Origin of the sequence: Pseudomonas sp. C32 (assembly GCF_030417915.1) — a bacterium.
Taxonomy (GTDB): Bacteria; Pseudomonadota; Gammaproteobacteria; order Pseudomonadales; family Pseudomonadaceae; genus Aquipseudomonas.
Genome location: NZ_JAUHUK010000035.1, coordinates 1 through 26,891, shown reverse-complemented (window position 1 = coordinate 26,891; position 26,891 = coordinate 1). Strand labels below are relative to the sequence as shown.

Sequence of the window (26,891 nt, the reverse complement as noted above, 5' to 3'; positions counted from 1 at the left end):
AGCGGTGAATCAGTCGATATGGATGCTGACAGGCACACCGTCATCGCGAGCAAGCTCGCTCCTACACGTCTTTTTAGCCCTGCGTCCTGCTGCGACGCTGGTCAAGCACGCAAGAGTCCCTATAATCGCGGCGTTTTCGTCTAACCTCACGGAGCGTCGTGCAGCAATCAGCTTGTGCGGGGCGCATCGACATTTTTCCGCTATTGAACCGGAGAACTTCATGCTCAAACGTACCCTGGCATTGGCCGTCGGCCTGACCTTGTCCCTTTCTACCCTGCTGGCACAGGCTGCCGACACTCTTAAAGTCAGCGCGATTCCTGACGAAGCCCCCACCGAACTGCTGCGCAAATTCAAGCCCCTCGGCGAATACCTGGAAAAACAGCTGGGCATGAAGGTCGAATTCGTCCCGGTGTCCGACTACCCGGCCGTGGTCGAAGCGTTGGCCACTGACCGCATCGACATGGCCTGGCTGGGTGGTTTCACCTTCGTGCAGGCGCGTCTGAAAACCGGCAACGCCATTCCGCTGGTTCAGCGTGAGCAAGACGCCCAGTTCACCAGCAAATTCATCACTGCCGACCCGAACGTCAAATCCCTGGCCGACTTGAAGGGCAAGTCCTTCGCGTTCGGTTCGGTATCGTCCACGTCCGGCAGCCTGATGCCGCGCTATTTCATGATCAAGGACGGCATCACGCCGGAAACCTATTTCAGCCGCGTGGGTTACTCGGGCGCTCATGACGCCACGGTTGCCTGGGTTCAGGCCGGTAAAGTCGATGCCGGCGTACTCAACGCCAGCGTCTGGGAAAAACTGGTCAAGGCCGGCAAGGTCGACACCGACAAGGTCAAGGTCTTCGCCACCACGCCGGCCTACTTCGATTACAACTGGACCGTGCGCGGTACGCTCGACCCGGCCCTTGCCGCCAAGATCAAAGCGGCGTTCCTGGCGCTGGACCCGGCCAATCCGGAGCAAAAAGCGATTCTGGATTTGCAGGCCGCCAGCCGCTTCATCGAAACCAAGCCTGAAAACTACAAGGGCATCGAGGAAGCCGCACGCGCCGCCGACCTGCTGAAATGACCTTGCATCTGACTCAGGTCAGCCTCACGCACGCCAATGGCGTGCGTGCGCTGCATAACGTCGACCTGCACATCGGCGCCGGTGAGCAGGTCGCGATTATCGGCCCGTCCGGCGCCGGCAAGTCGAGCCTGCTCAACCTGTTGGCGACCGCCCTGCGCCCGGGCAGCGGCGCAGTCGAGGTGCTTGGTGAACACGCCTGGCAACTCAGCGCCCGTCAGCGTCAGCGCTTGCGTGCTCGGATCGGCCTGGTGCATCAAGCGCCACCGCTGCCCCCGCGCCAGCGTGTGATTACGGCGGTGCTGGCCGGCAAGCTCGGGCAGTGGGGCTTCGCCAAAAGCCTGCTGAACCTGGTGCATCCGCTGGATGTTCCCGGTGCACGGGCAGCGCTCGCCCGGCTGGACTTGGGTGACAAACTGTTCGCCCAGTGCCAGCAACTCTCCGGTGGCCAACTGCAACGTGTGGGCATTGCCCGGGTGCTGTATCAGGCACCCGAGGTGTTGCTGGCCGATGAACCGGTCTCGGCGATGGACCCAGTCCTGGCCGGGCACACGCTGTCGACCCTCTGCCGTCATGCGAAGGAACACCGTGTGACACTGGTCGCCAGCCTGCATGCGGTGGACCTGGCCCTGTCGCACTTCTCACGGATCATCGGTTTGCGCGACGGCCAGGTCTTCTTCGATCTGCCCGCCAGCGACGTCGATCACAATCTGCTCGACGGGCTCTACGCCAACGAGCAACTGCAATCCCCGCCCGTTCCCGTGGCGCCCTTGAGTGTGCAGATTCCCCGATGCTGAAGCGCGACTCACGAGATCCTGCCCTCCGACCTCGCCTGCTGCTCAGTCTGTTGGCGATTGCCCTGCTGTGGCCGGGCATCCGTTTCAGCGAGCTGGACCTGAGCGTGCTGTTCATGGCTGACAGCCAGAGCGAGATGGGCCGTTTTGTTTCAGCCTTCTGGCCCCCCGCCCACGACGAAGAGTTCCTGCAACTGCTGTGGCGAGCCACCTTGCAGACATTGGCCATCGCCACCGCCGGCATGGCCCTGGCCTTGCTGTTGGCCGTACCTGCGAGCTTGCTGGCCAGTCGAGCGTTGTCGCTCACGGCGGCCTCTCGTGGTGGACGCCCGAGTCTGCTCGGCCGACTGTTGCGCTGGCCGGTACGCGGGCTGTTGATCTTCCTGCGCAGCGTGCCGGAAATCGTCTGGGCGCTGCTGTTTGTCCGTGCGGTCGGCCTTGGGCCAACGGCTGGGGTGCTGGCCATCGCCATTACCTACAGCGGCATGCTCGGCAAGGTCTACGCGGAAATTTTCGAATCGGTCGATCAGCGCCCCGCCCATGCGCTGCTGCAAGCGGGCAGCAGTCGGTTGGCGGCGTTCTGCTACGGCATCCTGCCCAATGTCGCGGCGGAACTGCTGTCGTACACGGTGTACCGCTGGGAATGCGCGATCCGCGCTTCGGTGGTGATGGGTTTCGTCGGCGCCGGTGGCCTGGGTCAGCAGATCGATTTGTCGTTGCGCATGTTCGCCGGCGGTGAAGTGGCGAGCATGTTGCTGACGTTCTTTGTGCTGGTGTTGTTCGCTGATCAGATCAGCCGCCTGCTGCGCTGGAGGTTCGCATGAATCGTCTGATCAACCTGATGCTGATCGCCCTGATCGTCGCAGCGGCCGTCGCCTCGTTCAGCTATCTGGGTCTCGACCTGGGTGAACTGGCGGGCAGCGGCAACCTCAAGCAAATGGGCGCGTACGTGTTGCGCTTTCTCAGCCCGGACCTGAGCGCCGGCCATCTGCAAGCCATCACTCGCGGCGCCTTGGAAACCCTGGCCATGTCGGCCCTGGGCACCCTGCTCGCGGCAGTGCTCGGTTTGGTGTTGGCGCTGCCCGCGGCCGGGCGTTTCGGCTGGCCATTGCAGAGCGCGTCGCGCCTCGTGCTCAATGCCCTGCGCGCCATTCCTGAACTGGTGTGGGCCGCGTTGATGGTGCTGGCGGCCGGTCTCGGCCCGAACGCCGGCACCCTGGCCTTGGCCATGCACACCACTGGCGTGCTTGGCCGCCTGTTCGCCGAAGCGCTGGAAAACACCCCGCCAGAGCCAGCCGAGGCCATTCGCTTGCAGGGCGGCAACGTCGTCTCGGCCTTCTGCTACGGCACCCTGCCCAACCTGTTTCCACAGCTGCTGGCGTACATCCTGTACCGCTGGGAAAACAACATCCGCATGGCCAGCGTGCTCGGCTTCGTCGGTGCCGGCGGTTTGGGGCAGATGCTCTATGTCAGCCTCAGCCTGTTCCAGGAAGCCCAAGCCAGCACAGTGATTCTGGCCATGTTGCTGTTGGTGTTTGCCGTTGATGGGTTGAGTAGCTGGAGTCGCCAGCGCTGGGTTAAGGCTTGATAATGACTCAAATGGAGGCCAGACGGTTACAGAGCATCGGCACGCCGTTAAAGTCTCGGGGCGTACGGCGCTATGCCTACCCTGTTGTTCATCAGTTGCAGGGGTAAACCCAGGTGTTTCGAACCGATCGAATGGTTCTGAACCGCGGAAAAAATCACTGCGCCTTGCAGCCTTTAGTAGTGCCCAGGTTGTGTCGTACTGTCAGTTGGTTAATACGGCCGGCAGTGGTTATACGGATGAAACGCCACTTTTTGCTTATTCGCCAAACAGTAACTTAGTGTATTTTTTGGCGACAGCTCCGGTTCGCTGGCCGTTCGCACCGTAGTACCGATCTTCACGACATAGCCGCTCCTTCACGTCGCAGAAAGTCCCGTTGGCAAAGGTGAACTCGGTCAAATCAACGTCACTCGATGTGAACACCTCGTTCGCAGCAGCCTTCTTGCCTAGATACTTTTCCGTTAGCTCGCGGGAAATCCCTTTGTCATTGGCACACAGGTAGCGGTCGCAGAGCACGCCCGACGCAGGCGATTGGATCGTGGCCAAATCCTTGGCGTGTGCAGATATCACGCCCATGGTCAGCAGCAGCGCCAGAGAAAAGGAAAGATATGATTTATTCATACTCGTTAGACCTCGTTTAGTGAGTTTCAGATCTACGCAAGCCACGGCGAAACAGGCTGGCGCCCAATCCCACTATGCCGAGTGTGATGAGCGCCCAACCCAACGGCAGCAGCGCAAAAGGTTCGTGGAGGCGTCCGTCCGGGGCGATGGAGCTGCCAAGCACTTCGAACAGCCCGAAGCAGGCGAGGCCGAGAAGCAAGGCCGCAATGGCAATGAATAGGCCATATCTTTTTTGTGTTCTCTTCATACGTCCTCCGTAAGGGCTCATTGAGTCTTCGCCAGCGCACCCACACGTGCTTGAACGGGCATCACTTCACGACCAACAACAGCGCAAAAGACATCGACGGGGACCGTTTGTTCATAATCAGACTCCTTGGTGTTACAGCGCGCCGCTCTGGAGTGGATCGGTGTGGGTTCCTTTCAGTTCGGTTCGCGTTGGGCTTCAGGGCGGCAGATGTGCTGAGTTTGTCGTCCCGATGGAGGCAGTTGCCAGCCCGCATCACGGCCTGGTTTGAAAGTTGAGCTTGAGTTTTACCGTCACTGGTTTGCTCACGCACTTTTCGGGAAATCTATTGAAATGGGTAAACTTTTGGTGATTCGCCAGTCATTTTCATGCCGATTGAATGGGGTGTTGGCTGGCCGCACCGTCTGTTTTTACACACTCTGGACCCGAAGCTGACGTTCACTGCCCACGCAAAAAAACCTTCCTGCGTTTCAACACAGGAAGGTTTTTTTGTTTGCGGCCGATCAGTCTTTAGCCTGGCTCAACCTGGTGAACAGCTCGGTCGGCACTTTCTTGCCGTTGGCGGTGAATTGGTGGGTGAGGAGCGTGTACACCTCACCCTCGGACAGGAAACTGCGAGGTGCGAAGTGCCTCTCGCTTTGGCAGGTCCATTTGGCCCCAGCGGTGTATCCGGGCTGTATCCGTGAAGTACTGGTTTTGTATGACTGTATGAAAAATTTCGCGTCTTGATACACCACGATACAAGAAACGCCTCAAGCTTCTACCCTTCATGGACGACGTAAACGTTACAACTCAAGGAGCGTGAGACATGAACAGCAAACATCTGGCAGTGGGCTTCAGTCTTTTATTCGCACTCAATGGCGCTTGCCTGGCCGCGTCGAGCACGATTTCGTTTCAGGGCAGTATTGTCGAATCGGGTTGCCAGCCAAACATGGGTACAGCGGCGACATTTGAGCTTTATGGATGCCCGGTCCAGAGTCGCTCGATGGCTTTCAGTGCAAATTCCATTACGCCAACGGTGAGCGTCGGCTCGCTCAACCCCACGGGCATCAAGGTCAAACTCCTCGCTGAAAAGGAGCGCGAAAGTCGCTACTTCGATCAGCAGTATGCATTGGTGGATGACACTGGCGCGCCCGTTCAGTCCGGGAATTACCTGATTACTCTCAGCATGCCCTGACAACTGAGTCGGATTGATGCTGGCTGAATCTGTGACTAAACACTGCCCCTGTGGCGAGGGAGCTTGCTCCCGTTCGGCGGCATAGCCGTCGCAAAACCTGCCTGCACTATCTCACTGAAAAAAAACGGGGCCGCTTCGCAACCCAGCGGGAGCAAGCTCCCTCGCCACAAATGTCGACAGGCTCAATTAGCGTAACAACACATACACCGCACTGAACCATTGGCAGACGCTAACTCAGGAGCTAACACCGCCCCTGCGGCGAGGGAGCTTGCTCCCGTTCGGCGGCATAGCCGTCGCAAAACCTGCCTGCACTATCTCACTGAAAAAAAACGGGGCCGCTTCGCAACCCAGCGGGAGCAAGCTCCCTCGCCACAAATGTCGGCAGGCTCAATTAGCGTAACAACACATACATCGCACTGCACCATTGGCAGACGCCAACTCAGTAGCTAACACCGTCCCTGTGGCGAGGGAGCTTGCCCCCGTTCGGCGGCGTAGCCGTCGCAAAACCTGCCTGCACTATCTCACTGAAGAAAAGCAGGGGCCGCTTCGCAGCCCAGCGGGAGCAAGCTCCCTCGCCACAAATGTGGGCTGGCTCAATTAGCGCAACAACACATACAGCGCACTGAATCATTGGCAGACGCTAACTCAGGAGCTAACGCCGCCCCTGTGGCGAGGGAGCTTGCTCCCGTTCGGCGGCATAGCCGTCGCAAAACCTGACGGCACCATCTGACTGAAGAAAAGCAGGGGCCGCTTCGCAACCCAGCGGGAGCAAGCTCCCTCGCCACAAATGTTGGCAGGCTCAATTTGCGCAACAACACATACAGCGCACTGAATCATTGGCAGACGCCAACTCAGTAGCTAACACCGCCCCTGTGGCGAGGGAGCTTGCTCCCGTTCGGCGGCGAAGCCGTCGCAAAACCTGACGGCACCATCTGACTGAAGAAAAGCCGGGGCCGCTTCGCAGCCCAGCGGGAGCAAGCTCCCTCGCCACCAATGTCATGACACCCTTCCGAGGGTCAGGCTTAGTTCGGGTCCAGCAACCCGCCACTCCAGTTGCGCGATACCCGGCTGCCGGTGAATTTCGCCACGCCCATGCCCTGAGGGATCAAACGATCACGATAGCGCGTCACCAGCCGCCCCGCCTGCTCGGCATGCAGCACCACTTCGGAAGACGGGTCACCCGGTCGTCCAAGAATCCGTGCAAAGCGCTGCCCTTCCTCGACGAAATCCCCCAGTTCCTTTTCAAAGATCAGCACACCCGGTTGTGGCGCGAGGATGGTTTCCATGTGGCCCATTACCACGGCTTCAACAGGCCAGTCAGCGGGTGGCACTTGTTCGTCTATGACGCCTAAACCGCACAGCCAGTTGTACAGGCCTTCGGCGTCAGACTCGGCAAAACGGTCGCTGACATCGCCCTGCCCGCGCAGCTCCAGGGTCGCGGCCATGCGGCCTTCTGTGGCGCCGTCGCGCAACCACGGGGCAATGATGGTTTCCTCGAAAGATCCATCGCCGCCGTCATCCCAGATGATCGCCACGTCCATCTTCATCGCCGCCGCCAGTTCACGTCCGCGGGGCCAGAAACTGCGGTGCACGTAAAGGTATGGCAGCGCTTCGTCATCGGTGTGCAGGTCGAGCATCACGTCCGCCGTGGCCGCCAGTTGCACCAGGCTTTTTTGCCATTCCTGGATGTTGGTTGAAGGTCGCTCCATGGCTGCCGACAAGTCGAACGCACGGTTGAAGTTGTGCCCCGTGGCATCATGGTAACGACCGAGAATCCGCCCCTGGCGAAACTGCCCGATACCCAGCGGGTTGGCCTGTGGCACGACTGTGATGCGCCCCTTGAGTCGTCCCTGAGACTCGGCGATCTGGAGGCGCTGCATCAATAAGTGCAACACCAGCATCCCGGCGATTTCATCGGCGTGCACCCCGGCCTGCAAATGCACCGTCGGCCCGCTGCCGTCGCCTTCGTAACGCCAGGCACCGACCCGTACGGCGTCACCGTTGTTGTTGCGAACATTGAACGAAACATCCTGCGTCATTGGCTTGTCCTCCGTCATGTCTGTTGAAATCGCTGTATCGCCCTTGCCGAACTGGAGATTGAACGCACGTTCAACTAAGCTCGCCAACGTGGCATCAAATCCAGGGAAAACCGTGTGACAACCCATACTCCCAAAAACCGCCGAACCGAACCCGATGACCGCCGCGAAAGGCTGGTGGCCGCAACGCTGCGCTGCCTGAGCCGCGACGGTCACGCCGGGATATCCGTGCGGCGCATCGCCACCGAGGCCGGGGTGTCAGTCGGTTTGCTCAATCACCATTTCGGCAGCATCGATGCGTTGATTGCCGACACTTACCAGCGCCTCGCCAGCGAACTGACGACCGCCCTGCTCCAGGAAATCACTCAGGCCGAAACACCCGCGCAGAAAATCGACGCCTTCCTCATCGGCTCGTTTTCACCCCGGGTCATGGACCCGCAATTGCTCGGTGTGTGGGTGGTGTTCTGGAGCCTGATCCGGCACTCCGAGCACGTCAGCCAGTCCCACGAAAAAAGCTACCGCGCCTACCTCGATCTGATCCGCGATCTGCTTGACGATCTGGCCGCCAGCGAAGGGTTCGTGATCCACGACACGCGCCTGGCTGCGATCGGTCTATCGGCGATGCTCGACGGACTCTGGCTCGAGTGGTGCCTCAACCCCGAAACCTTCAGCGCCGCCAACGGCCTCCACATCTGCCGCTGCTGGATAAAGGGGCTGCGTCACGGAGCATTCAGCGCCGAGGACGTCTTGTGAGGCGTGCCGGCCGAAGATCATTGCCAGCGTGCCGCTGACCGCAATCAACCCGGCGCCGATCATCAGCGACGTCTCCATCAGCGTGCCCCAGATCAGGCTCGACAAAGCAAACGCCCAGATCAGCCCGGTGTATTCAAACGGTGCGAGCAAGGTCGCGGTGGCCCGACGGAAACTGGCAAACAACAGAAATTGACCGATACCGCCCACCAGCCCGGCAGCGAGCATGCCCAGCCAGGCCGGGGTCGGCGACGGTGTATGGGTCCAGGGCAAAGCGACCACCATGCAAATCACGAACACCACGTTGGTGATCAGCATCTGCTCCAGCACCGAGGTCTGGTCATCCACCTGCCGCAGCTGAATGTAGGTGAACGCCCAGCACATCGCCGCCAACAGCGTCAGGACGATGGGCAACGGGTCGGTCATGTTGTCGGGGCGACAGGCGATGACCACCCCGACAAAACCGATGATCAGGCTGAACCACTGCCAGCCGCTGGCGCGCTCCTTGAGAATCACCGCCGCCAGCACCGTGACCATGATCGGTGCGGAAAAATACAACGTGGTCATCTCTGCCAGAGTCAAATCCCGGGCCGCGGTGTAGTACAGCAGCCACGCCACAATCGACAACAGACCGCGCACCACCAGCAAGCGCCGGCTCGGCGAGTGCCAGGCTCGCTGAATCAGGCGCAGGCGCCCCACCAGCAACACCGCGGCGACCACCACCAGGCTGCGCCAGAACAGAATGGTGACCACTGAATAATCGGCTACCAGCCACTTGATGACCGCGTCCTGCAATGCCAGAAACGCATAGCCCAGAGCGCACAGGCCAATGCCTTGCAGCGAGCGGTCAACCGTTGGCGGACTCATCAGGCCGACCTGCGCACGGGCGTCCCGCGCCGTTCGGCAAAGGCAAACAGCGCCTCGATCAGGAACGTCAGGCAGACGTACACCCCGGCCACCAGCAGCAGCGGCTCATAGACTTGCAGGGTCTGGGCACGGACCACGTTGGCGGCGCCAAGCAAGTCGATCACCGCGATGGTCGAGGCCAGCGCCGTGGACTTGAGCAGCATCACGGTTTCCCCGGCCAGGGTCGGTAGCAACAGACGCATCGCACGAGGCAAACGAACGCGCAGCAACGACTGACGCGCGGTCATGCCAAAGGCCGACGCCGCTTCCATTTCACCTTTGGGCACCGCCAGCAGCCCACCGCGAATCACTTCGCCGACATAGGCCCCCACCGACACCACCAGGGCGAACACGATGTACCAGTAACCGTCGCGCAGGTAGGGCCAGAGAAAGCTGCCGCGAATCAGCGGAAACTGCGCGAACAGGCTGCCCAGGCCGTAGTAGAAAATGTAGATCTGGATCAGCAACGGCGTACCGCGCGTCACGCTGGTATAGAGCAGGCTGACTTTGGCGATCACCTTGTTCTTCGAGATCCGCGCCAGCGCCACCAGCACCGCCAGTGCAAATCCCAACACACTGGACACCAACAGGATGGCAATGGTGGTTTGCAGCCCTCGGCCCAACAGCGCCGCGTATTCAACTATCCACGCTGGAATCATTTCATTCTCTCTGCCGGTTCAGTCAACAAGAGGCATCCAGCGACGAATGCGTCGCTCCAACCGTCCTGACAAATAGTTCGACACCAGCGTCACCGCGTAATACAACGCCGCGGCCGTGAGGTAGAACAACAGATAGTGGCGCGTCGAGCCCGCAGCCTGCTTGGCCGTGTACAACAACTCGTTGGTGCCGACCACGCTGATCAGCGCGCTGTCCTTGATCAGGTTGATCCACAGGTTGGCCATCCCGGCCATCGCATACGGCGCCATGATCGGCAGCGTGACGCGGCGGAACAGGCCGAAACCGCTCAAGCCAAACGCCTTGGCCGCTTCGATCTGACCAAAGGGAATCGCCTGGATCGCCGCGCGGAAAATCTCCGAGGCGTAAGCGCCCTGCACCAGCCCCAGCACGACAATTGCCGCCAGCGGACCGCTGACGTCTATCGCTGCGTAACCGAGCTTGGCCATCAACGAATTGAGCAGCATGGAACCGACGTAGTACAGCAGCAGGATCAGCAACAACTCCGGCACCGCCCGGAACAACGTGGTGTACCCGCGCATCAACGCCGCAATCGGTTTCGGCGCACCGAGTTTGAGACACGCCACCACCAACCCGATGGCCAGCCCGAGCACGAAGGCCCCGGCGGAAATCTGCAGGGTCATCCAGAGTCCCTTCAGCAGCGCACTGCCCCACCCTTGCTCGGTGAAATTGATCAGATCGAACATTGCTGGCATTTCAACCTCCAGTAACGACCATAAAGACACTGCCCAAACCTTGTAGGAGCTGGCTTGCCAGCGAAGCGGTGTGTCAGGCAGACCGCGCCGTAACAATCGCCGGCAAGCCGGCTCCTACAGGATCTGTGTGGTAGTTAGAACGCAGGCTTCACGCTGGTACCGAAGTAGTGCTGCGACAGGTCGTCATAGTCTTTGCTCGCCAGCAATTCCTGGATCGCCTTGTCGAGCTTGGCCTTGAGTTCGGCGTCATCCTTGCGCAGGCCGGCGCCCACGCCTTTGCCGAAGATCGGGTCGTAAGGCACGGCGCCGAGGTAGGCCAGGTCCTTGGCGTCCGGGGTTTTGACGAACGCGGCCATGGCCGTGCCGTCTGCCATCATCAGGTCGATGCGCCCGGCGATCAGGTCGGCGTTGGCCGAATCCTGGGTGTCGTAGTACTTAACGTCGGCGATTTTTTCGTAGTAGGTCTTCAGGTAACTGGCGCTCACCGTCGAGTTCTGCACGCCGATGATCTTGCCCTTGAGGTCATCCGGGAACTTCTTCACCGACGCTTCCTTCGGCCCGACGACGGCAATCACCGAGTCGTAATAAGCCTTGCTGAAGGCGATCTGTTTTTCGCGTTCTTCGGTCACAGACATCGACGAGAAAATCACGTCGATTTTCTTCGCCAGCAGCGACGGAATGATCCCGTCCCACGCCACTTCCTTGATCTCGCATTCGGCTTTCATTTCGCTGCACAGCTTGCGGATCAAATCGACCTCAAAACCTTTCCACTCACCGTTGGCCTGTTTCTCGGTATACGGCGGATACGGTTCGGCTGCGACCGCGAACCTGATCGGCTGCGCCTGTGCCGCACTCATACCGGCCAGCATGATGCAGGCGGCACCGGTCAACCAGTTTGCAAAACGTCGATTTCCCATGTTGTTTTCCCGTCTTTTTATGATGAGTTAGCGAGTCTGATGAGCGTTGACGAATTGTCGGCAACGCTCGCTGCGTGGGTGTACGAACACTTCGTCCGGCGAACCGGTTTCCTCGATCAGCCCTTGATGCAAAAAGGCGACTTTGGAAGAGACATCGCGTGCGAAAGCCATTTCATGAGTCACGAGGATCATGGTCCGGCCTTCTTCGGCGAGGGAGCGGATCACCCGCAGCACTTCCCCGACCAGTTCCGGGTCGAGTGCCGAGGTGGGTTCATCGAACAGCATGACCTTGGGCCGCATGGCCAGGGCCCGGGCGATGGCCACCCGTTGTTGCTGTCCCCCGGAGAGAAACGCCGGGTACTCGTTGCGCTTGGCCGCCAGCCCGACGCGTTCGAGCAGCGCTTCGGCCCGTTCAGTGGCCTCCGCACGGCTTTCACGCAGGACCTGGGTCGGCGCTTCGATGAGGTTTTCCAGCACCGTGCGATGGGGCCAGAGGTTGAAGTTCTGGAACACCATGCCCAGGCTGGAACGGATGCGGACCAGTTGCTTGGCGTCCGACACCAGCGGTGCGCCGGGACGATTCTGGTTAAGGTGAATGCTTTCGCCATCGACCAGGATGCGCCCCTGATCCGGCACTTCAAGCATGTTGATGCAGCGCAGCAAGGTACTTTTGCCCGAGCCACTCGCGCCGATCAGGGAGATCACTTCACCCTCGCAGGCGGTCAGGGAAACGCCTTTGAGCACTTCGATATTGCCGAAGCGTTTATGCAGGCGATCGACTTCGATCATGGTCTTGGACGCAGTCGGTTCGACGCTTACGGTACTGGTCACCGTGCTGATCACCGGCCGTGGCGCTTCACCGTTCAACACCCGCACAAAGTCGCGTATCCGTTGGCAGGCCTGGGCCAGTCGCTCTTCACCGAGGGTGAACGAGAGCCGCACAAACCCTTGGGCCGGCTCGCCAAACGCAGCGGCGTCCAGCACCGATACACCGGCTTCGCGCAGCAGGCGCCAGGCAAACTCCAGCGACGTCAGGCCAGTGCCGCGCACATCAACCAATACGAACATGCCGGCATCGGGATTGAGCACGGAAATTCCCGGGCAATCCGCCAACCCAGACACCACCAGATCGCGACGACGACGGTAGATCTCGCGCATGCCGTGGGTCACTTCGTCATGGGATTGCACGGCCTTGAGCGCCGCTTCCATGACAAACCCCGGCAAGCCGTAGAGCATGCTCAGGACCAGCGTTTCCACATGATTGACCAAGGCTTCATCGGCGATGATCCAGCCGATCCGCCAACCGGTCATGGCGTGGGATTTCGACAGACTGCCGATCACCACGCAGCGCTCGGCCATGCCCGGCAACGCCGCCAGGCTCAGGTGTTCGCGCTCATAGGCGAGGCTCTCGTAGACCTCGTCCACCACCACCCACAAGTCATGGGCGATGGCGAGGTCGGCGATGGCTTGCAGCTCTTCGCGATTGAGCACCACGCCCGTGGGGTTGTTTGGATTGGAGAAGAAAATCGCCCGGGTTCGCGGGGTGATCGCCTTGGCCAGCACCGCCGCATCGAGCCGAAAACCGCCGTCCGCCGCACAGGGCACGCGCACCAGCGTAGCGCCGGAAGCCTTGAGCGTGGCTTCGTACGTGACGTACATCGGGTCGAGGGCGATGACTTCGTCACCGGCACTGAGCAAGCACATCGAGGCGGCGAACAAAGCATTCTGCGCGCCCGCCGCGACAATCACGTTGGCGGCTTGCAGCGGGCGGTCGATCACATCGCTGTAGCGGGCGGCGATGGCTTCACGCAAGGCCTGGCGGCCGGCGATTTCGGTGTAGTGGGTGTCACCTTCGCGCAGGGCGTTAATCGCGGCATCGGTGATGAAATCGGGGGTGGGGAAATCCGGGTCGCCGACGCTGAGGATGATGACATCCTCGCCATTGCGTTGGGCGGCGTTGGCCGCGTAGTGAATATCCCAAGCGGCAACGCCTTGGCCGCTGATCCGCTCAACAAAGGGTGAAAACCGCATGCCAGTGCCTCGTTCGAATTGAAGAAACGCAAGCCCGCAACCAGCCGGGGAAAGGTGGCCCCAACATAGTCCAGACTGAACAGTCGTTCAACAGAAAACTCACAAGGCTTCGCGTTCAGCGCAAACAGGTCGTTTTCACGACAGTCGTGCCGTTTTTCAACACGAGGTGGCAGCGATCCGGGAACCACGCTGGCTGATGACGCCAATGATCAGCGCCGCGCCAATCAACCCGGCGGCGACCGTAAACGTCAGGCGCATCCCCTGCGCGATGGCTTCGGGCTGGGCCTGCAAGATGTCGCCACTGGCCGAACCGACAGCGAATACCGCGCCCATCAGCGAAGCGCCCGTGATCAACCCGAGATTGCGCGAAAGCCCGAGCAAGCCGGAAATGACACCCCGTTGCTGCGGCGTAACGTCCGCCATGACAGCCGTATTGTTGGCCGCCTGGAACAGCGCATAACCGGCGGTAATGGCAGCCAGTGGCACCACATAACCGGGCACACCGAACCCCATTGGCACGGCGGGCAGACTGCATGCACCGATCAACATGGTCATCAATCCGCACATCGCGGATCTATGTGCGCCCCATCGGTCGACGCATCGGCCCGCCGGGATTCCGACCAGTGCCGCAATCAGCGGTCCCGTGGACATCACCAATCCTGCGCCCACCGCATCCAGCGCCAGTGCCCCCGTCAGATAAAACGGCCCCACGACCAGGGTGGCCATGACCACGCTCGTCACCAGTGCGCTCATGGCGAAACCCGCACTCAACGGCAGATTGCGCAACAGGGTCAATTGAACCAGCGGTGATTCGGCTTTGCGCTCGATAAACACAAACACGCCCAACCCAAGCACCGCCACCAGCAACAGCGCCATGTTCAGCGGATCAAACCTGGCACGTCCAAGGGTCATCGCCAAGGCATAGGCCAGCAGCGTCAGGGTCAGGACCAGCGTGCCGAGAACATCGAAATCCGCCCTCTTCTCGTGGTGATCATTGGGTAGAAAGTGAACCGCGAGCCCAATGGCCAGAACACCCAGCGGCACATTGATCAGAAAGATTGCAGGCCACCCCGAATTGGCAATCAACAAACCGCCGAGGGTCGGGCCGAGTGACGTGCCAATCGCCGACATCGTGCCGAGCACACCCATTGCGCGGCCCATCCGGGCCTTGGGCACCACCTCCCCCACGAGCGCCATGGTCATCGCCATCATGATCGCTGCGCCCGTGCCTTGCAGGGTTCGGGCGGCGATCAACAGCCAAAGAGTGGGCGCCAGTGCGCACAGGACCGAGGCCACCGTGAACAGCGTCACCCCCATCAACAACAGGCGCCGATGGCCAACGACATCCCCCAACCGGCCAACACTGACGATCAAGGCGGTAATGGCCAGCAGGTAAGCGAGCAACACCCACTGCACGTGCTGGAAGGAAGCGGAAAATGCCTCGGCCAATGTCGGCAAACCGACGTTCGCAATGCTGGTGCCAAGGGACGACAGCAGCATGGACAGTGAAAGGCAGGCCAACGCTCCGCGCTCGGATCGGGACTTCATACTCGGGTCACTCCGCAAACAGGTTGTCCCGAGACTAAGCTCACACCTAACATGGCGGAAGACGCAGCAGTTGCACTAACTACGTGCATCTGACGCCACACCAACAATTTGGCAGCGAGCCAGCTCGCGCCTACAGGATTTGATTCGATGGCTGATCTGAATCTGCTGATCACACTGAATGTGTTGCTGGAGGAAGGCAGCGTCGCCCGCGCAGCCCAGCGCCTGCATCTCAGCCCATCGGCCATGAGTCGTGCCCTGGCACGCTTGCGCGAAACCATGGGCGATCCGCTGTTGGTCAGGGCCGGACGCGGTCTTGTGCCCACACCCCGGGCGCTGGCGTTGCGCGAGCGGGTCAGTGCGCTGGTACAGGACGCCGAAGCCGTGCTGCGACCGGACGAAGCGCTCGACCTTACGCATCTGGTTCGCACGTTCACACTGCGCACCAGCGATGGTTTCGTGGAGAACTTCGGGCCGTCACTGATCGCCCGCATAAACGACGAAGCCCCCGGTGTGCGTCTGAACTTCGTGCAGAAACTGAACAAGGACAGCACCCTGTTGCGCGACGGCTCCGTCGATCTGGAAACCGGTGTCATCGGTGAATCGACCAGCCCGGAAGTGCGCACACGCCTGTTGTTTCGCGACCGTTTCATCGGTGTCGTGCGCAAAGGGCATTCATTGAACAAAGGGGCTATGACCGCCGAACGTTATGCGGCGGCCCACCACATTCTGGTTTCACGCCGTGGGCACGACAAAGGCGTCATGGATGAAGCCCTGAACCTGCTCGGACTGAAACGACACATCAGCACCATCGTCGGTGGCTTTTGCGCCGCGCTGGCGCTGGCCCGGGCTTCAGACCTGGTGGCCACCGTTCCGGAGCGTCACGTTGGCAACCTGTGCGAAGGGATGCAGTGCTTTGACTTGCCATTCACCACGGCGCCCATCAGCGTCTCGATGCTCTGGCACCCGCGCATGGACGCAGACCCCGCGCATCGCTGGTTGCGGGGCTGTTTGTGGGATATCTGCAGTCGGTAGGCCGCGATGCGCTAATCCGCATGCGTGCGTCACCGGCATTCAAACCGGCGAGGGGAACAAAAAAAACGCGACCGGGTATCAGACCCGGTCGCGGTGTTTTGCAGCCTTAACTAATCACGCCAGATCAAAACGATCCAGATTCATCACCTTCGTCCACGCAGCAACGAAGTCCTTGACGAACTTGTCCTTCGCATCGGCGGTGGCATAGACCTCGGCCAGGGCGCGCAACTGCGCGTTGGAGCCAAACACCAGGTCGACCCGCGTCCCCGTCCACTTCACTGCGCCGCTTTTGCGATCACGCCCTTCAAATTCCTGGGCGGCGTCCGACACCGGCTTCCACTCCACGCCCATATCCAGCAGGTTGGTGAAGAAGTCATTGGTCAGCGCTTCCGGACGCGCGGTGAACACACCGTGTTTGCTTTGGCCGACATTAGTGTTCAACACCCGCAGGCCGCCCAGCAACACCGTCATTTCCGGCGCAGTGAGTGTCAGCAGTTGCGCCTTGTCGATCAGCAATGCCTCGGCCGGGACGCGGTATTGTTGCTTGAGGTAATTACGGAAGCCGTCGGCAATCGGTTCAAGAAAACCGAAGGACTCGACGTCTGTCTGCTCCTGACTGGCGTCCATGCGACCCGGAGTGAACGGTACCGTTAGGCTGTGGCCCGCATTTTTCGCGGCCTGCTCCACGCCCACACCACCCGCGAGCACAATCAGGTCGGCCAGGGAGATTTTCTTGCCACCACTGTTGAACTCGCCCTGGATGGCTTCGAGTTTTGCCAACACATTCGCCAGTTGCGCCGGCTGGTTAGCCTGCCAGGATTTCTGCGGGGCCAGGCGCAGGCGACCGCCGTTGGCACCGCCTCGCTTGTCGGAGCCACGGAAACTCGAGGCCGCCGCCCAAGCGGTCGACACCAGTTGCGAAACCGACAGGCCCGAGGCCGCAATTTTGCCTTTGAGCGCGGCGACATCGCTGTCGTTGACCAGTGGGTGATCGACATCAGGAATCGGGTCTTGCCACAACAGCTCTTCTGCCGGCATTTCCGGGCCGAGGTAGCGCGAGAGCGGACCCATGTCGCGGTGGATGAGCTTGTACCAGGCGCGGGCGAAGGCATCGGCCAACTGGTCTGGATTGGCCAGGAAGCGCCGCGAGATGGGTTCGTAGATCGGGTCGAAGCGTAGGGCCAGGTCCGAAGTCAGCATGGTCGGATCGCGACGTTTTGCCGAATCGAACGGGTCGGGAATGATGCCGGCACCCGCGCCGTTTTTCGGTTTCCACTGGTGTGCACCGGCCGGGCTTTTGGTCAATTCCCAGTCGAAGCCGAACAGGTTTTCCAGATAGTTGTTGCTCCACTTCGTTGGCGTGGTGGTCCAGGTCACTTCCAGGCCACTGGTGATGGTGTCCGCACCTTTACCAGTGCCGAACGTGCTCTTCCAGCCCAGGCCTTGCAGTTCAAGACCGGCGGCTTCGGGCTCAGGGCCTACGTGGTCGGCCGGGCCGGCACCGTGGGTCTTGCCGAAGGCGTGACCGCCGGCGATCAGCGCGACGGTTTCTTCATCATTCATCGCCATGCGACCGAAGGTTTCGCGAATGTCCTTGGCCGATGCGACCGGGTCAGGCTCGCCTTCCGGGCCTTCCGGGTTCACGTAGATCAAGCCCATTTGCACCGCGGCGAGAGGGTTTTCCAGATGGCGGCCATTTTCGGTACGGCTTTCTTCGTTTCTGCCGGGTTCGGCAACCAGCGGAACGTCACCGGGCTTTTGCACAGGCTTGCTGTCATCCTTGCCGTAACGTGTGTCACCGCCCAGCCATTTGTTTTCAGAGCCCCAGTAAACGTCTTCGTCCGGCTCCCAGACATCCGGGCGACCACCGGAGAACCCGAAGGTCTTGAAGCCCATGGACTCCAGCGCCACATTACCGGTGAGGACAATCAGGTCCGCCCAGGAAATCTTGTTGCCGTACTTTTGCTTGATCGGCCAGAGCAGCCGGCGCGCCTTGTCGAGGCTGACGTTATCCGGCCAGCTGTTGAGTGGCGCAAAACGTTGCTGGCCAGAACCGGCGCCACCCCGGCCATCACCGGTGCGGTAGGTGCCTGCGGCGTGCCAGGACATGCGGATAAAGAATGGACCGTAATGGCCGAAGTCTGCGGGCCACCAGTCCTGAGAATCGGTCATCAGGGCGTTCAGGTCATTTTTCAGCGCCTGAAAGTCCAGGCTTTTGAAAGCTGCGGCGTAGTTGAAGTCGCCCCCCAACGGGTCAGACTTGGGCGAATGCTGGCTCAAGATCTTCAGGTTCAGTTGGTTCGGCCACCAGTCGCGGTTCGTCGTGCCACCGCCAGCGGCGTGATTGAACGGGCATTTCGATTCAGTTGACATGGCATCTCCTCTTTATTTTGTTTTCAGCTAACCACCCTTGAGCGTGGATCCGGATGACCGATTAATGAAATAGCTTTTGGACATGGGATCCATAGCCTTAAGGCTATGACAGCCCCGTGATCAGGCGCTCTAGAACAACCATTAAAGTACCGGTATGGGGAACTGTCGTTACATCGGGCAGAGATAGCTGACAAACAGCGTAAATCCCTGGGTTCAAGAACCTTCCATGACGATACCGGGCGAATTGCTGCGCTAAAAAATGAACGAAAAAAAATGGCGAGGGAGTTTCCTCCCTCGCCACTTTTTCAGTGATCACCACAAGGCTTTTTCAGCCGTTTTTTCTTTCAATCAACAACACTTCGGTCCTGACTTGCTGCCGTACCGGGCTTCCTGACGTTCCCGAAAGAACGCCTCGTAATCCATCAGCGGCTTGTCCGGGTGCTTGGTCTGCATGTGCTCGACGTAGTTGTCGTAGTCGGGCATGCCCACCATCAGGCGTGCTGCCTGACCGAGGTATTTGCCCAGACGACTCAGGTCATTGAACATGATCAGGCATCCGGCAGCGCTTGGTATGGCGCTTCTTTATCCGTACGTTCCTTGGTACCCCAGGCAGCGACGCCGACCTTGAGCGCAAAGAACAGGATGCTGAACACCACGAACAGGAACAAAGCGGTCAGCGTTGCGTTGGTGTAGGCGTTGAAAATCACGTGCTGCATCTGGTCGATACTCTTGGCCGGGGCCAGCACCTGACCGTTGGCCAGCGCATCGCTGTATTTCTTCGCCAGGGCCAGGAAGCCGATCGCCGGGTTTGCGTCGAACAGCTTGATGTAGCCCGCAGTGGTGGTGCAGATCAGCAGCCATACCGCTGGCAGCAAGGTGACCCAGACATACCGCTGACGCTTCATCTTGATCAGCACCACGGTGCCGAGCATCAACGCGATACCGGCAAGCATCTGGTTCGAGATACCGAACAGCGGCCACAAGGTGTTGATGCCGCCCAGTGGATCGATCACGCCCTGGTACAGCAAGTAACCCCACATCGCCACACAACCGGCCGTGGCAATCAGGTTGGCGGTCCAGGATTCGGTGCGCTTCAGCGCTGGCACGAACGAGCCGAGCAAGTCCTGCAGCATAAAACGCCCGGCACGGGTACCGGCGTCGACTGCGGTCAGGATGAACAGCGCTTCGAACAGGATCGCGAAGTGGTACCAGAACGCCATGGTGTTTTCACCCGGCAGGACGCTGTGCAGGATCTGCGCGATACCAACCGCCAGGGTCGGCGCACCACCGGCACGGGCCAGGATGGTGGTTTCACCGATGTCGTGGGCCACGGCTTGCAAGGCTTCCGGGGTAATGGCGAAACCCCAGCTGCTGACGGTTTGCGCAACGGTCACCGCATCGGCACCGACGACAGCGGCCGGGCTGTTCATGGCGAAATACACGCCCGGATCAATCACCGATGCCGCGACCATGGCCATGATGGCGACAAACGATTCCATCAGCATGCCGCCGTAACCGATGTAACGGGCATGCCCCTCACTGGCGAGCAGCTTCGGCGTAGTGCCGGAAGCAATCAGCGAGTGGAAACCGGAGACCGCGCCACAGGCGATGGTGATGAACAGGAACGGAAACAGACCGCCCTTCCACACAGGTCCGGTACCGTCGACGAACTGAGTCAGCGCCGGCATTCTCAACTCGGGCATGGTCACCAGAATGCCAATGGCCAGGGCGACGATAGTGCCGATTTTCAGGAAGGTGGAGAGGTAGTCCCGCGGTGCCAGAATCAACCACACCGGCAGTACCGCCGCGACAAAACCGTAGCCGATCAGCATCCAGGTGATCTGGAGACCGGTAAAGGTGAAGGCCTTGGCCCACACCGGATCGGCGGCAACCTGCCCGCCCAGCCAGATCGATCCGAGCAGCAACAGCACGCCGATGATGGAGATTTCGCCGATGCGACCCGGGCGGATGTAGCGCATGTAGATGCCCATGAACATCGCGATCGGGATGGTCGCCATCACCGTGAAAATACCCCACGGGCTTTCGGCCAGGGCTTTCACGACGATCAATGCCAGCACCGCGAGGATGATGATCATGATCAGGAAGCAGCCGAACAGCGCAATGGTGCCGGGAATGCGGCCCATTTCTTCGCGGACCATGTCCCCCAGGGAACGGCCGTTGCGACGAGTAGACATGAACAAGACCATGAAGTCCTGAACCGCACCCGCCAGCACCACCCCGGCGATCAGCCACAGCGTGCCGGGCAAGTAGCCCATCTGCGCTGCCAACACCGGACCGACCAAAGGCCCCGCGCCGGCGATGGCCGCGAAGTGGTGACCGAAGAGTACGTGTTTGTTGGTCGGAACATAGTCCAGACCATCGTTATTGAGCACAGCCGGAGTGGCCCGATTAGGGTCGATTTGCATCACTTTGTTGGCGATGAACAGGCTGTAATAGCGGTAGGCAACGAGGTAGATAGCGACGGCTGCGACGACAATCCACAGGGCGTTGATCGCTTCGCCGCGGCGCAGGGCCACGACACTCAGCGCAATCGCTCCCAGGACAGCCACGGCAAACCAGGCGAGGTGTTTAGCCAGACGGGGCATAGCGTGTCTCCTGCCGACAGCCATGACTGCGGCGGTAATTTTTATAATTGTGTCCGCTGTGCGGAGCTGGCCCAATATCCGCGCATGCCGTCCACAAATAAATCCGCGTTACTACGTACGTGATCTCTACGTAGTTCTACGTAGACACCACCGCCCCCTGTAGGAGCGAGCCTGCTCGCGATAGCGGTGTGTCATTCAACATCGATTCGTCTGATATACCGCCATCGCGAGCAGGCTCGCTCCTACAAGGCGACTCTTTGGCATATGATCCCGATCCTTCGCGCGGGCAGGAGTCAACATGCAGCTCAAACACAAGATCGTCGCCCTCGGGATTCTGCCGCTGGTGCTGGCCATTGCCGTCATCTGCGCGCTGGTGATTTCCCTCAACCGCCAACTGGGCGATCAACAGGCGCAACTGATTGAAGACAGCATTCTGGCGAGCAAACGCGCGGAGCTGAAAAACTACGTGGAAATGGCGCAAAGCCTGATCGCGCCCCTGTATGACGATGGTCACGGCAATGCCCACGCCCAGCAACAAGTCCTCGAAGAGCTGCGCAAGCTCAGCTTCGGCATCAACGGCTACTTCTTCGTCTACGACCACGAAGGCCGCAGCCTGATGCATGCGCGGCAATCCGAGCTGGTGGGCAAATACCTCTGGGACATGAAAGACCCGCATGGCCTGCCGGTGATTCAGGCGCTGCTGAAAAGCGCGCAATCGGGTGAAGGCTTTCAACGCTATGCCTGGAACAAACCCTCGTCCGGCCAGGTGACCGATAAACTCGCCTACGTGGTGATGCTCGATCGCTGGGGCTGGATGCTCGGCACCGGTATTTACCTCGAAGACGTCGAGCGCGCCACGCAACAAGCCCGGGACGAAGTGGCTCAGGGCATTCGCAAAACCATGATGGCAATTGCCGTGGTCGCCCTCGTCGCGGTGCTGTTCGTGTTCGCCACCGGCATGACCCTCAACGTCAGCGAACATCGGTTGGCGGACAAGAAACTGCAACGCCTGACCCAGCGCATCGTCAGCCTGCAGGAGGAAGAGCGATCACGGGTGTCCCGCGAGTTGCACGACGGCATCAGCCAGGTGCTGGTCTCGATCAAGTTCCAGTTCGAACTGGCCAACCACATGCTGGAGAATGGACAAGACAAGGGCCTGGGTATTTTACGAGACGCCACCGAGCGCTTGGGCGATGCGATTGGCGAAGTCCGCAGCCTCTCCCATGACCTGCGCTCATCCTTGCTCGACACCCTTGGCCTGTCGGCAGCCATCGGCCAATTGGCCGCAGAGTTCGAACAGCGCAGCGGGCTGACCGTGACCTATGACGAAAATGAATTCGACTGCCAACTCGTCGACGGCGCGGCGGTGTCGCTGTTCCGAATCGTCCAGGAAGCCCTGACCAACATCGAGCGCCATGCTCAGGCGCAGAACGTGTCCATTACACTGCGCGGTTGCAACGACTCCGTGCGGCTGATGGTGGTCGATGACGGTATCGGTTTCAACGTGGCCCAGGTCGAACGTCGTCAGGCGGGCATTGGTTTGCGTAACATCCGCGAACGCGTCGAGCATTTTGGCGGACGCTTCGATTTGATCTCGATGCCGGGCAGAAGTGAGCTGGACGTACGGCTGCCGATGAAACCTGGCGCAAAACTACAAGAGTGAACCTTGCATGAACCTGCCCTCCCCGATCCGCGTCGCCCTGGTCGACGATCACTCCCTGGTCCGCGACGGCATCAAGGCGCTGCTGGCCGTGATGTCGCCCCTGGAAATGGTCGGCGAAGCGGAAAACGGTGCCGAGGCCATCGAGATGGTCGGCCGCTGCCAGCCTGACCTGCTGCTGGTCGACATCAGCCTGCCGGACATGAACGGCCTGGAGCTGACCCGCGTCCTCCGCAGCCAGTACCCGTCGCTCAAGGTGCTGGTGCTGAGCATGTACGACAATTACGAATACGTCAGCGAATCGGTGCGCTCCGGCGCCAGCGGCTATGTGCTGAAGAACGCACCGTCACGGGAAATCATCGCCGCCATCGAAGCCATCAGCAGCGGCGGAACCTTCTACAGCGCGGAAATCGCCCAACGGCTGATTGCCGACAGGAACACCGACAACGAGCTGACCCCGAGGGAAAGCCAGGTCTTGTCGAAAATGGCCCAAGGCTTGAATAACAAGGAAATGGCGCGGGAGCTGGACATCAGCGTGCGCACGGTGGAGACACACCGTTTGAGCATTCGGCGCAAACTCAACATCGACAAGCCGGCGGCGCTGGTCAAATACGCCCTTGATCACGGACTCATTTCCCGCTAACACCCGCCCCCCTGTAGGAGCTGGCTTGCCAGCGATAGCGGCCGTTCAGTCAGTCTAGAAGTTGACTGACACACCGCTATCGTCGAAACACCGTCCGGAGCAAGCTCGGCAGGATCACCCAATCATCCATTGACAGCATCGATAGTCACCATCAACTCAATGAAGTTCTCTTAAAAAATCCCCGGCGTAACATCTGCTCCATACCAACCCATAAGCACCCCGGAGCACACGATCATGAAACGCCAGACCCTCCTCAGCATCGCTTTCTCGGTTTTCGCAGTTAACGCTTTCGCCGCAAACTCCGCTCAACCAGTGGTCGCTGAAGGCGGCTCGGATCGTCTGATAGAAAGCCGTGTGGCCGAGGGTGGTTCCGATCGCCTGATCGAAAACCGCGTCGCCGCCGATGGCTCCGACAAATTGATGGAGAATCGGGTTGCTGAAGGTGGCTCTGACAAACTGTTGCAAAACCGCGTTGCTGAAGGTGGTTCTGACAAACTGCTGCAAAACCGCGTCGCCGAAGGCGGCTCGGATCGTCTGATCGAGAATCGCACTGCCTGAATAAGTTGCTCTGCCACCGCCCCACAAAAAAACCGGCCTGATCAGCCGGTTTTTTTGTGTTGGTCAGCCTGACAGCGCCCTGAGATCCTCAGGCCAGGCTCTCGGCAGTCTCACCGCTGCTTGCCCGTTGAGCCTCCAGAAGTACATCCAGAGGCTGCCGGCGCGCATTGATCACGCGGCCAATGGCTGTGATCCGGTGCTAAAATGAGTCACCCTCGGGCCACCACAACGTCGGGTTGTAGTGGCCTTTTTTCTGGTTCTTTCACGGGTTTGGAGTTCACATCATTTTCGACTCGAACGCGGTCTCCTGTAGGAGCTGGCTCGCCAGCGATGGTCGTTAACGATGACGCGTATAAGCTGAATGAACGCGGCGCACTGGAGTCCATCGCCAGCAAGCCGGCTCCTACAGTTCTCGGGAATGGGTGAAGTACCTTTTTTCTGTCGCCTGTAAGATAAACTGGACAAGATATTCCTCTAAACCCGGTTTAATGCTAAATAGTGCTCAGTATTTTTAACACCCGACCCTGTCGCGCCAGACAGTGCAATGAGAATAACGATATGAAAGTCCATTTCGAGAAACGTGAAGTGTTTGGGACCCTCCACCTGCAATCGGCGGTGGCAGCATGATCGAAGTTACCGAAGTTTCCATTGCCGAGTTGCGCGCCGCGCTCGAATCCGGCCAGACCACGTCGGTTGAACTGGTACAAGCCTATCTTGCCCGGATCGAGGCCTATGACGGTCCGCAAACACCCACCGCCCTCAACGCCGTCGTGGTGTCCAACCCTGAGGCGCTGGCCGAAGCTCAAGCGTCCGACGCCCGCCGCGCCAAGGGCGAAACGCTCGGCCCGCTCGATGGCATCCCTTACACGGCCAAGGACAGTTACCTGGTTAAAGGGTTGACCGCCGCTTCGGGCAGCCCTGCGTTCAAAGAGCTGGTCGCCTATCGCGATGCGTTCACTGTCGAGCGCCTGCGCGCCGGCGGCGCAATCTGCCTGGGCAAGACCAACATGCCGCCGATGGCCAATGGCGGCATGCAGCGCGGTGTCTACGGCCGTGCCGAAAGCCCGTACAACGCTGATTACCTCACCGCCCCGTTTGCCTCCGGTTCTTCGAACGGTGCCGGTACGGCGACCGCTGCCAGTTTCGCCGCATTCGGTCTGGCAGAAGAAACCTGGTCGAGTGGTCGTGGCCCGGCCTCGAACAACGGCTTGTGCGCGTACACGCCATCGCGTGGTGTGATTTCGGTACGCGGCAACTGGCCGCTGACCCCGACTATGGACGTGGTCGTGCCATTCGCCCGCACCATGGCCGACCTGCTCGAAGTGCTCGACGTGGTAGTGGCCGATGACCCGGACACCCGTGGCGATCTGTGGCGCTTGCAACCCTGGGTGCCCATTCCGAAATCGTCCGAGGTACGCCCTGAATCCTATGCCTCGCTCGCGGCAAACAGCGAAGCGCTGAAGGGCAAGAAGTTCGGCGTCCCGCGCATGTACATCAACGCCGACCCTGAAGCTGGTACGTCCGAGTCGCCGGGCATCGGTGGGCCGACCGGCCAACGCATCCACACCCGTCCTTCGGTGATCGGGCTCTGGGAGCAGGCGCGCAAGGCCCTCGAAGCCGCTGGCGCCGAAGTGATCGAAGTGGATTTCCCGCTGGTCTCCAATTGTGAAGGCGATCGTCCTGGCGCGCCGACCGTGTTCAATCGCGGCATCGTCTCCAAGGAATTTTTACACCATGAACTGTGGGACCTGACGGCCTGGGCCTTCGATGATTTCCTGCAGGCCAACGGCGATCCAAAATTGAATCGCCTCGTTGATGTCGACGGCCCGCTGATTTTCCCTCACGACCCGGGCACCCTGCCCAACCGAGAAGGCGACCTGGCCGCTGGCATGGACGAATACGTGCGCATGGCCGAACGCGGCATCACGCCGTGGGATCAGATTTCCACGGTGCCAGACGGTCTGCGCGGACTGGAGAAAACCCGCAAGATCGATCTGGAAGACTGGATGGATCGTCTGGGCCTCGACGCTGTGCTGTTCCCGACGGTCGCCGACGTGGGTCCGGCGAATGCGGATGTCGATCCAAAATCGGCGGATATCGCCTGGAGCAACGGGGTCTGGGTCGCCAACGGCAACCTCGCCATCCGTCACTTGGGCGTGCCAACGGTCACCGTGCCAATGGGCGTGATGCCGGACATCGGCATGCCGGTCGGCCTGACGTTTGCCGGTCGCGCCTATGACGACTCGTCGCTGCTGCACCTGGCATCGGCCTTCGAGTCGACCGGCAACAAGCGCATGATCCCGCCGCGCACTCCGCCATTGACGGCTAACCAACGGTAATTTCAACGTGGGGCACGCTCCCTTGTAGGAGCTGGCTTGCCGGCGATGGTCGTTAACGATAACGCGTATAAACCGGATCAACGCGGCGCACTTGAGTCCATCGCCAGCAAGCCGGCTCCTACGGGTTTCCGGGATTGCGTGGTGAACCCCAAAAAAACGGACTGTAGGAGCTGGCTTGCCAGCGATGGTCGTTAACAATAACGCGGGTGAACTGGATCAACGCGGCGCACTTGAGCCCATCGCCAGCAAGCCGGCTCCTACGGGTTTTTGGGATTGGGTGGTGAACCCAAAAAACGGACTGTAGGAGCTGGCTTGCCAGCGATGGTCGTTAACGATAACGCGAGTGAACTGGATCAACGCGGCGCACTTGAGTCCATCGCCAGCAAGCCGGCTCCTACGGGTTTTTGGGATTGGGTGGTGAACCCAAAAAACGGACTGTAGGAGCTGGCTTGCCAGCGATGGTCGTTAACGATAACGCGGGTGAACTGGATCAACGCGGCGCACTTGAGTCCATCGCCAGCAAGCCGGCTCCTACGGTTTTTTGGGATTGCGTGGTGAACCCAAAAAAAGGGACTGTAGGAGATGGCTTGCCAGCGATGGTCGTTAACGAT

The 26,891-nt window shown here is 60.2% G+C and carries 22 protein-coding genes and 1 pseudogene; 11 read left to right on the top strand and 12 right to left on the bottom strand.

The features are described 5' to 3' along the window. Positions 1-220: 220 nt before the first annotated feature. The 4 genes from QYH43_RS26270 to phnE are packed head-to-tail and all read left to right on the top strand — an operon-like array spanning position 221 to position 3,451. Positions 221-1,072 carry a putative selenate ABC transporter substrate-binding protein gene (locus tag QYH43_RS26270; RefSeq protein WP_095061629.1) on the top strand — a complete coding sequence of 284 codons (852 nt, stop codon included), beginning with the start codon at positions 221-223 and terminating at the stop codon, positions 1,070-1,072. Then, entirely contained in the window at positions 1,069-1,866 is a 798-nt protein-coding gene (locus QYH43_RS26265) for a phosphonate ABC transporter ATP-binding protein (protein ID WP_301158454.1), read from the top strand. Before QYH43_RS26270 ends, QYH43_RS26265 begins: the two co-directional genes overlap by 4 nt. Then, on the top strand, positions 1,860-2,687 hold the full coding sequence (locus QYH43_RS26260; RefSeq protein ID WP_301158453.1) for an ABC transporter permease: 828 nt from the start codon (positions 1,860-1,862) through the stop codon (positions 2,685-2,687). The genes QYH43_RS26265 and QYH43_RS26260 overlap by 7 nt, the downstream gene beginning before the upstream one ends. Next, complete coding sequence (phnE, locus tag QYH43_RS26255; protein ID WP_301158452.1) at positions 2,684-3,451, top strand: phosphonate ABC transporter, permease protein PhnE; 768 nt, start codon at positions 2,684-2,686, stop codon at positions 3,449-3,451. The genes QYH43_RS26260 and phnE overlap by 4 nt, the downstream gene beginning before the upstream one ends. 255 nt (positions 3,452-3,706) lie before the next feature. On the opposite strand, the gene QYH43_RS26250 is transcribed toward phnE, so the two are convergent. Together QYH43_RS26250 and QYH43_RS26245 are read right to left on the bottom strand one after the other, a co-directional pair. Next, positions 3,707-4,069 (bottom strand): YcgJ family protein, encoded by a 363-nt coding sequence (locus tag QYH43_RS26250; RefSeq protein ID WP_301158451.1) that lies wholly within the window; start codon positions 4,067-4,069, stop codon positions 3,707-3,709. Between the two features lie 16 nt (positions 4,070-4,085). Beyond that, positions 4,086-4,316, bottom strand: coding sequence for a DUF3955 domain-containing protein (locus QYH43_RS26245; protein ID WP_301158449.1), 231 nt, complete (start codon positions 4,314-4,316; stop codon positions 4,086-4,088). An 805-nt stretch (positions 4,317-5,121) separates the two neighbouring features. Here QYH43_RS26245 and QYH43_RS26240 point away from each other — a divergent pair. Beyond that, a complete protein-coding gene (locus QYH43_RS26240) occupies positions 5,122-5,490 on the top strand; it encodes a type 1 fimbrial protein (RefSeq protein ID WP_301158448.1) in 369 nt (122 codons plus the stop codon). 1,022 nt (positions 5,491-6,512) lie between these two features. Here QYH43_RS26240 and QYH43_RS26235 read toward each other — a convergent pair. Continuing rightward, positions 6,513-7,529: a succinylglutamate desuccinylase/aspartoacylase family protein gene (locus QYH43_RS26235; protein WP_301158447.1), complete on the bottom strand. Its 1,017-nt coding sequence runs from the start codon at positions 7,527-7,529 to the stop codon at positions 6,513-6,515. 114 nt (positions 7,530-7,643) lie between these two features. On the opposite strand from QYH43_RS26235, the pseudogene QYH43_RS26230 reads away from it, so the two are divergent. After that, positions 7,644-8,183 (top strand): annotated as a pseudogene (locus QYH43_RS26230) (TetR/AcrR family transcriptional regulator); the annotation flags it as partial. Here the strand turns inward: QYH43_RS26230 and QYH43_RS26225 are convergent. The 6 genes from QYH43_RS26225 to QYH43_RS26200 all read right to left on the bottom strand — a co-directional run bounded on the left by QYH43_RS26225 (position 8,139) and on the right by QYH43_RS26200 (position 15,069). Then, complete coding sequence (locus QYH43_RS26225) at positions 8,139-9,143, bottom strand: DMT family transporter (protein ID WP_301158446.1); 1,005 nt, start codon at positions 9,141-9,143, stop codon at positions 8,139-8,141. The pseudogene QYH43_RS26230 and the gene QYH43_RS26225 overlap by 45 nt on opposite strands. Further along, the gene (locus tag QYH43_RS26220) at positions 9,143-9,841 is read right to left on the bottom strand and encodes an ABC transporter permease subunit (RefSeq protein ID WP_301158444.1); all 699 of its coding nucleotides are present in this window, start codon (positions 9,839-9,841) and stop codon (positions 9,143-9,145) included. The genes QYH43_RS26225 and QYH43_RS26220 overlap by 1 nt, the downstream gene beginning before the upstream one ends. Before the next feature lie 18 nt (positions 9,842-9,859). Further along, a complete protein-coding gene (locus tag QYH43_RS26215) occupies positions 9,860-10,573 on the bottom strand; it encodes an ABC transporter permease subunit (protein WP_095061604.1) in 714 nt (237 codons plus the stop codon). A gap of 134 nt (positions 10,574-10,707) precedes the next feature. Beyond that, positions 10,708-11,490: a transporter substrate-binding domain-containing protein gene (locus QYH43_RS26210; protein ID WP_095061602.1), complete on the bottom strand. Its 783-nt coding sequence runs from the start codon at positions 11,488-11,490 to the stop codon at positions 10,708-10,710. 27 nt (positions 11,491-11,517) lie between these two features. Continuing rightward, positions 11,518-13,521: an aminotransferase class I/II-fold pyridoxal phosphate-dependent enzyme gene (locus QYH43_RS26205; RefSeq protein ID WP_301158443.1), complete on the bottom strand. Its 2,004-nt coding sequence runs from the start codon at positions 13,519-13,521 to the stop codon at positions 11,518-11,520. 156 nt (positions 13,522-13,677) lie between these two features. Then, the gene (locus QYH43_RS26200; RefSeq protein ID WP_301158442.1) at positions 13,678-15,069 is read right to left on the bottom strand and encodes an MFS transporter; all 1,392 of its coding nucleotides are present in this window, start codon (positions 15,067-15,069) and stop codon (positions 13,678-13,680) included. A 147-nt stretch (positions 15,070-15,216) separates the two neighbouring features. Here QYH43_RS26200 and QYH43_RS26195 point away from each other — a divergent pair, with 147 nt between their 5' ends. Continuing rightward, the gene (locus QYH43_RS26195; protein WP_301158441.1) at positions 15,217-16,101 is read left to right on the top strand and encodes a LysR family transcriptional regulator; all 885 of its coding nucleotides are present in this window, start codon (positions 15,217-15,219) and stop codon (positions 16,099-16,101) included. A gap of 114 nt (positions 16,102-16,215) precedes the next feature. Here QYH43_RS26195 and katG read toward each other — a convergent pair whose 3' ends face one another. From katG to QYH43_RS26180, 3 genes are all read right to left on the bottom strand, one after another. Next, positions 16,216-18,474 (bottom strand): catalase/peroxidase HPI, encoded by a 2,259-nt coding sequence (gene katG / locus QYH43_RS26190; protein WP_301158440.1) that lies wholly within the window; start codon positions 18,472-18,474, stop codon positions 16,216-16,218. 348 nt (positions 18,475-18,822) lie between these two features. Continuing rightward, a complete protein-coding gene (locus QYH43_RS26185; RefSeq protein WP_095061592.1) occupies positions 18,823-19,020 on the bottom strand; it encodes a YbdD/YjiX family protein in 198 nt (65 codons plus the stop codon). A gap of 2 nt (positions 19,021-19,022) precedes the next feature. Next, positions 19,023-21,080 (bottom strand): carbon starvation CstA family protein, encoded by a 2,058-nt coding sequence (locus tag QYH43_RS26180; RefSeq protein WP_095061590.1) that lies wholly within the window; start codon positions 21,078-21,080, stop codon positions 19,023-19,025. 298 nt (positions 21,081-21,378) lie between these two features. Between QYH43_RS26180 and QYH43_RS26175 the strand changes: the two genes are divergently transcribed. The 4 genes from QYH43_RS26175 (at position 21,379) to QYH43_RS26160 (ending at position 26,280) form a co-directional block, all read left to right on the top strand. Then, positions 21,379-22,743 (top strand): cache domain-containing protein, encoded by a 1,365-nt coding sequence (locus QYH43_RS26175; protein ID WP_301158439.1) that lies wholly within the window; start codon positions 21,379-21,381, stop codon positions 22,741-22,743. A 7-nt stretch (positions 22,744-22,750) separates the two neighbouring features. After that, positions 22,751-23,383 (top strand): response regulator transcription factor, encoded by a 633-nt coding sequence (locus QYH43_RS26170; RefSeq protein ID WP_046042521.1) that lies wholly within the window; start codon positions 22,751-22,753, stop codon positions 23,381-23,383. A 234-nt stretch (positions 23,384-23,617) separates the two neighbouring features. Then, positions 23,618-23,941: a hypothetical protein gene (locus QYH43_RS26165; RefSeq protein WP_095151571.1), complete on the top strand. Its 324-nt coding sequence runs from the start codon at positions 23,618-23,620 to the stop codon at positions 23,939-23,941. 623 nt (positions 23,942-24,564) lie between these two features. Then, positions 24,565-26,280, top strand: coding sequence for an amidase (locus QYH43_RS26160; protein WP_095151572.1), 1,716 nt, complete (start codon positions 24,565-24,567; stop codon positions 26,278-26,280). The last annotated feature ends 611 nt before the right edge of the window (positions 26,281-26,891 follow it).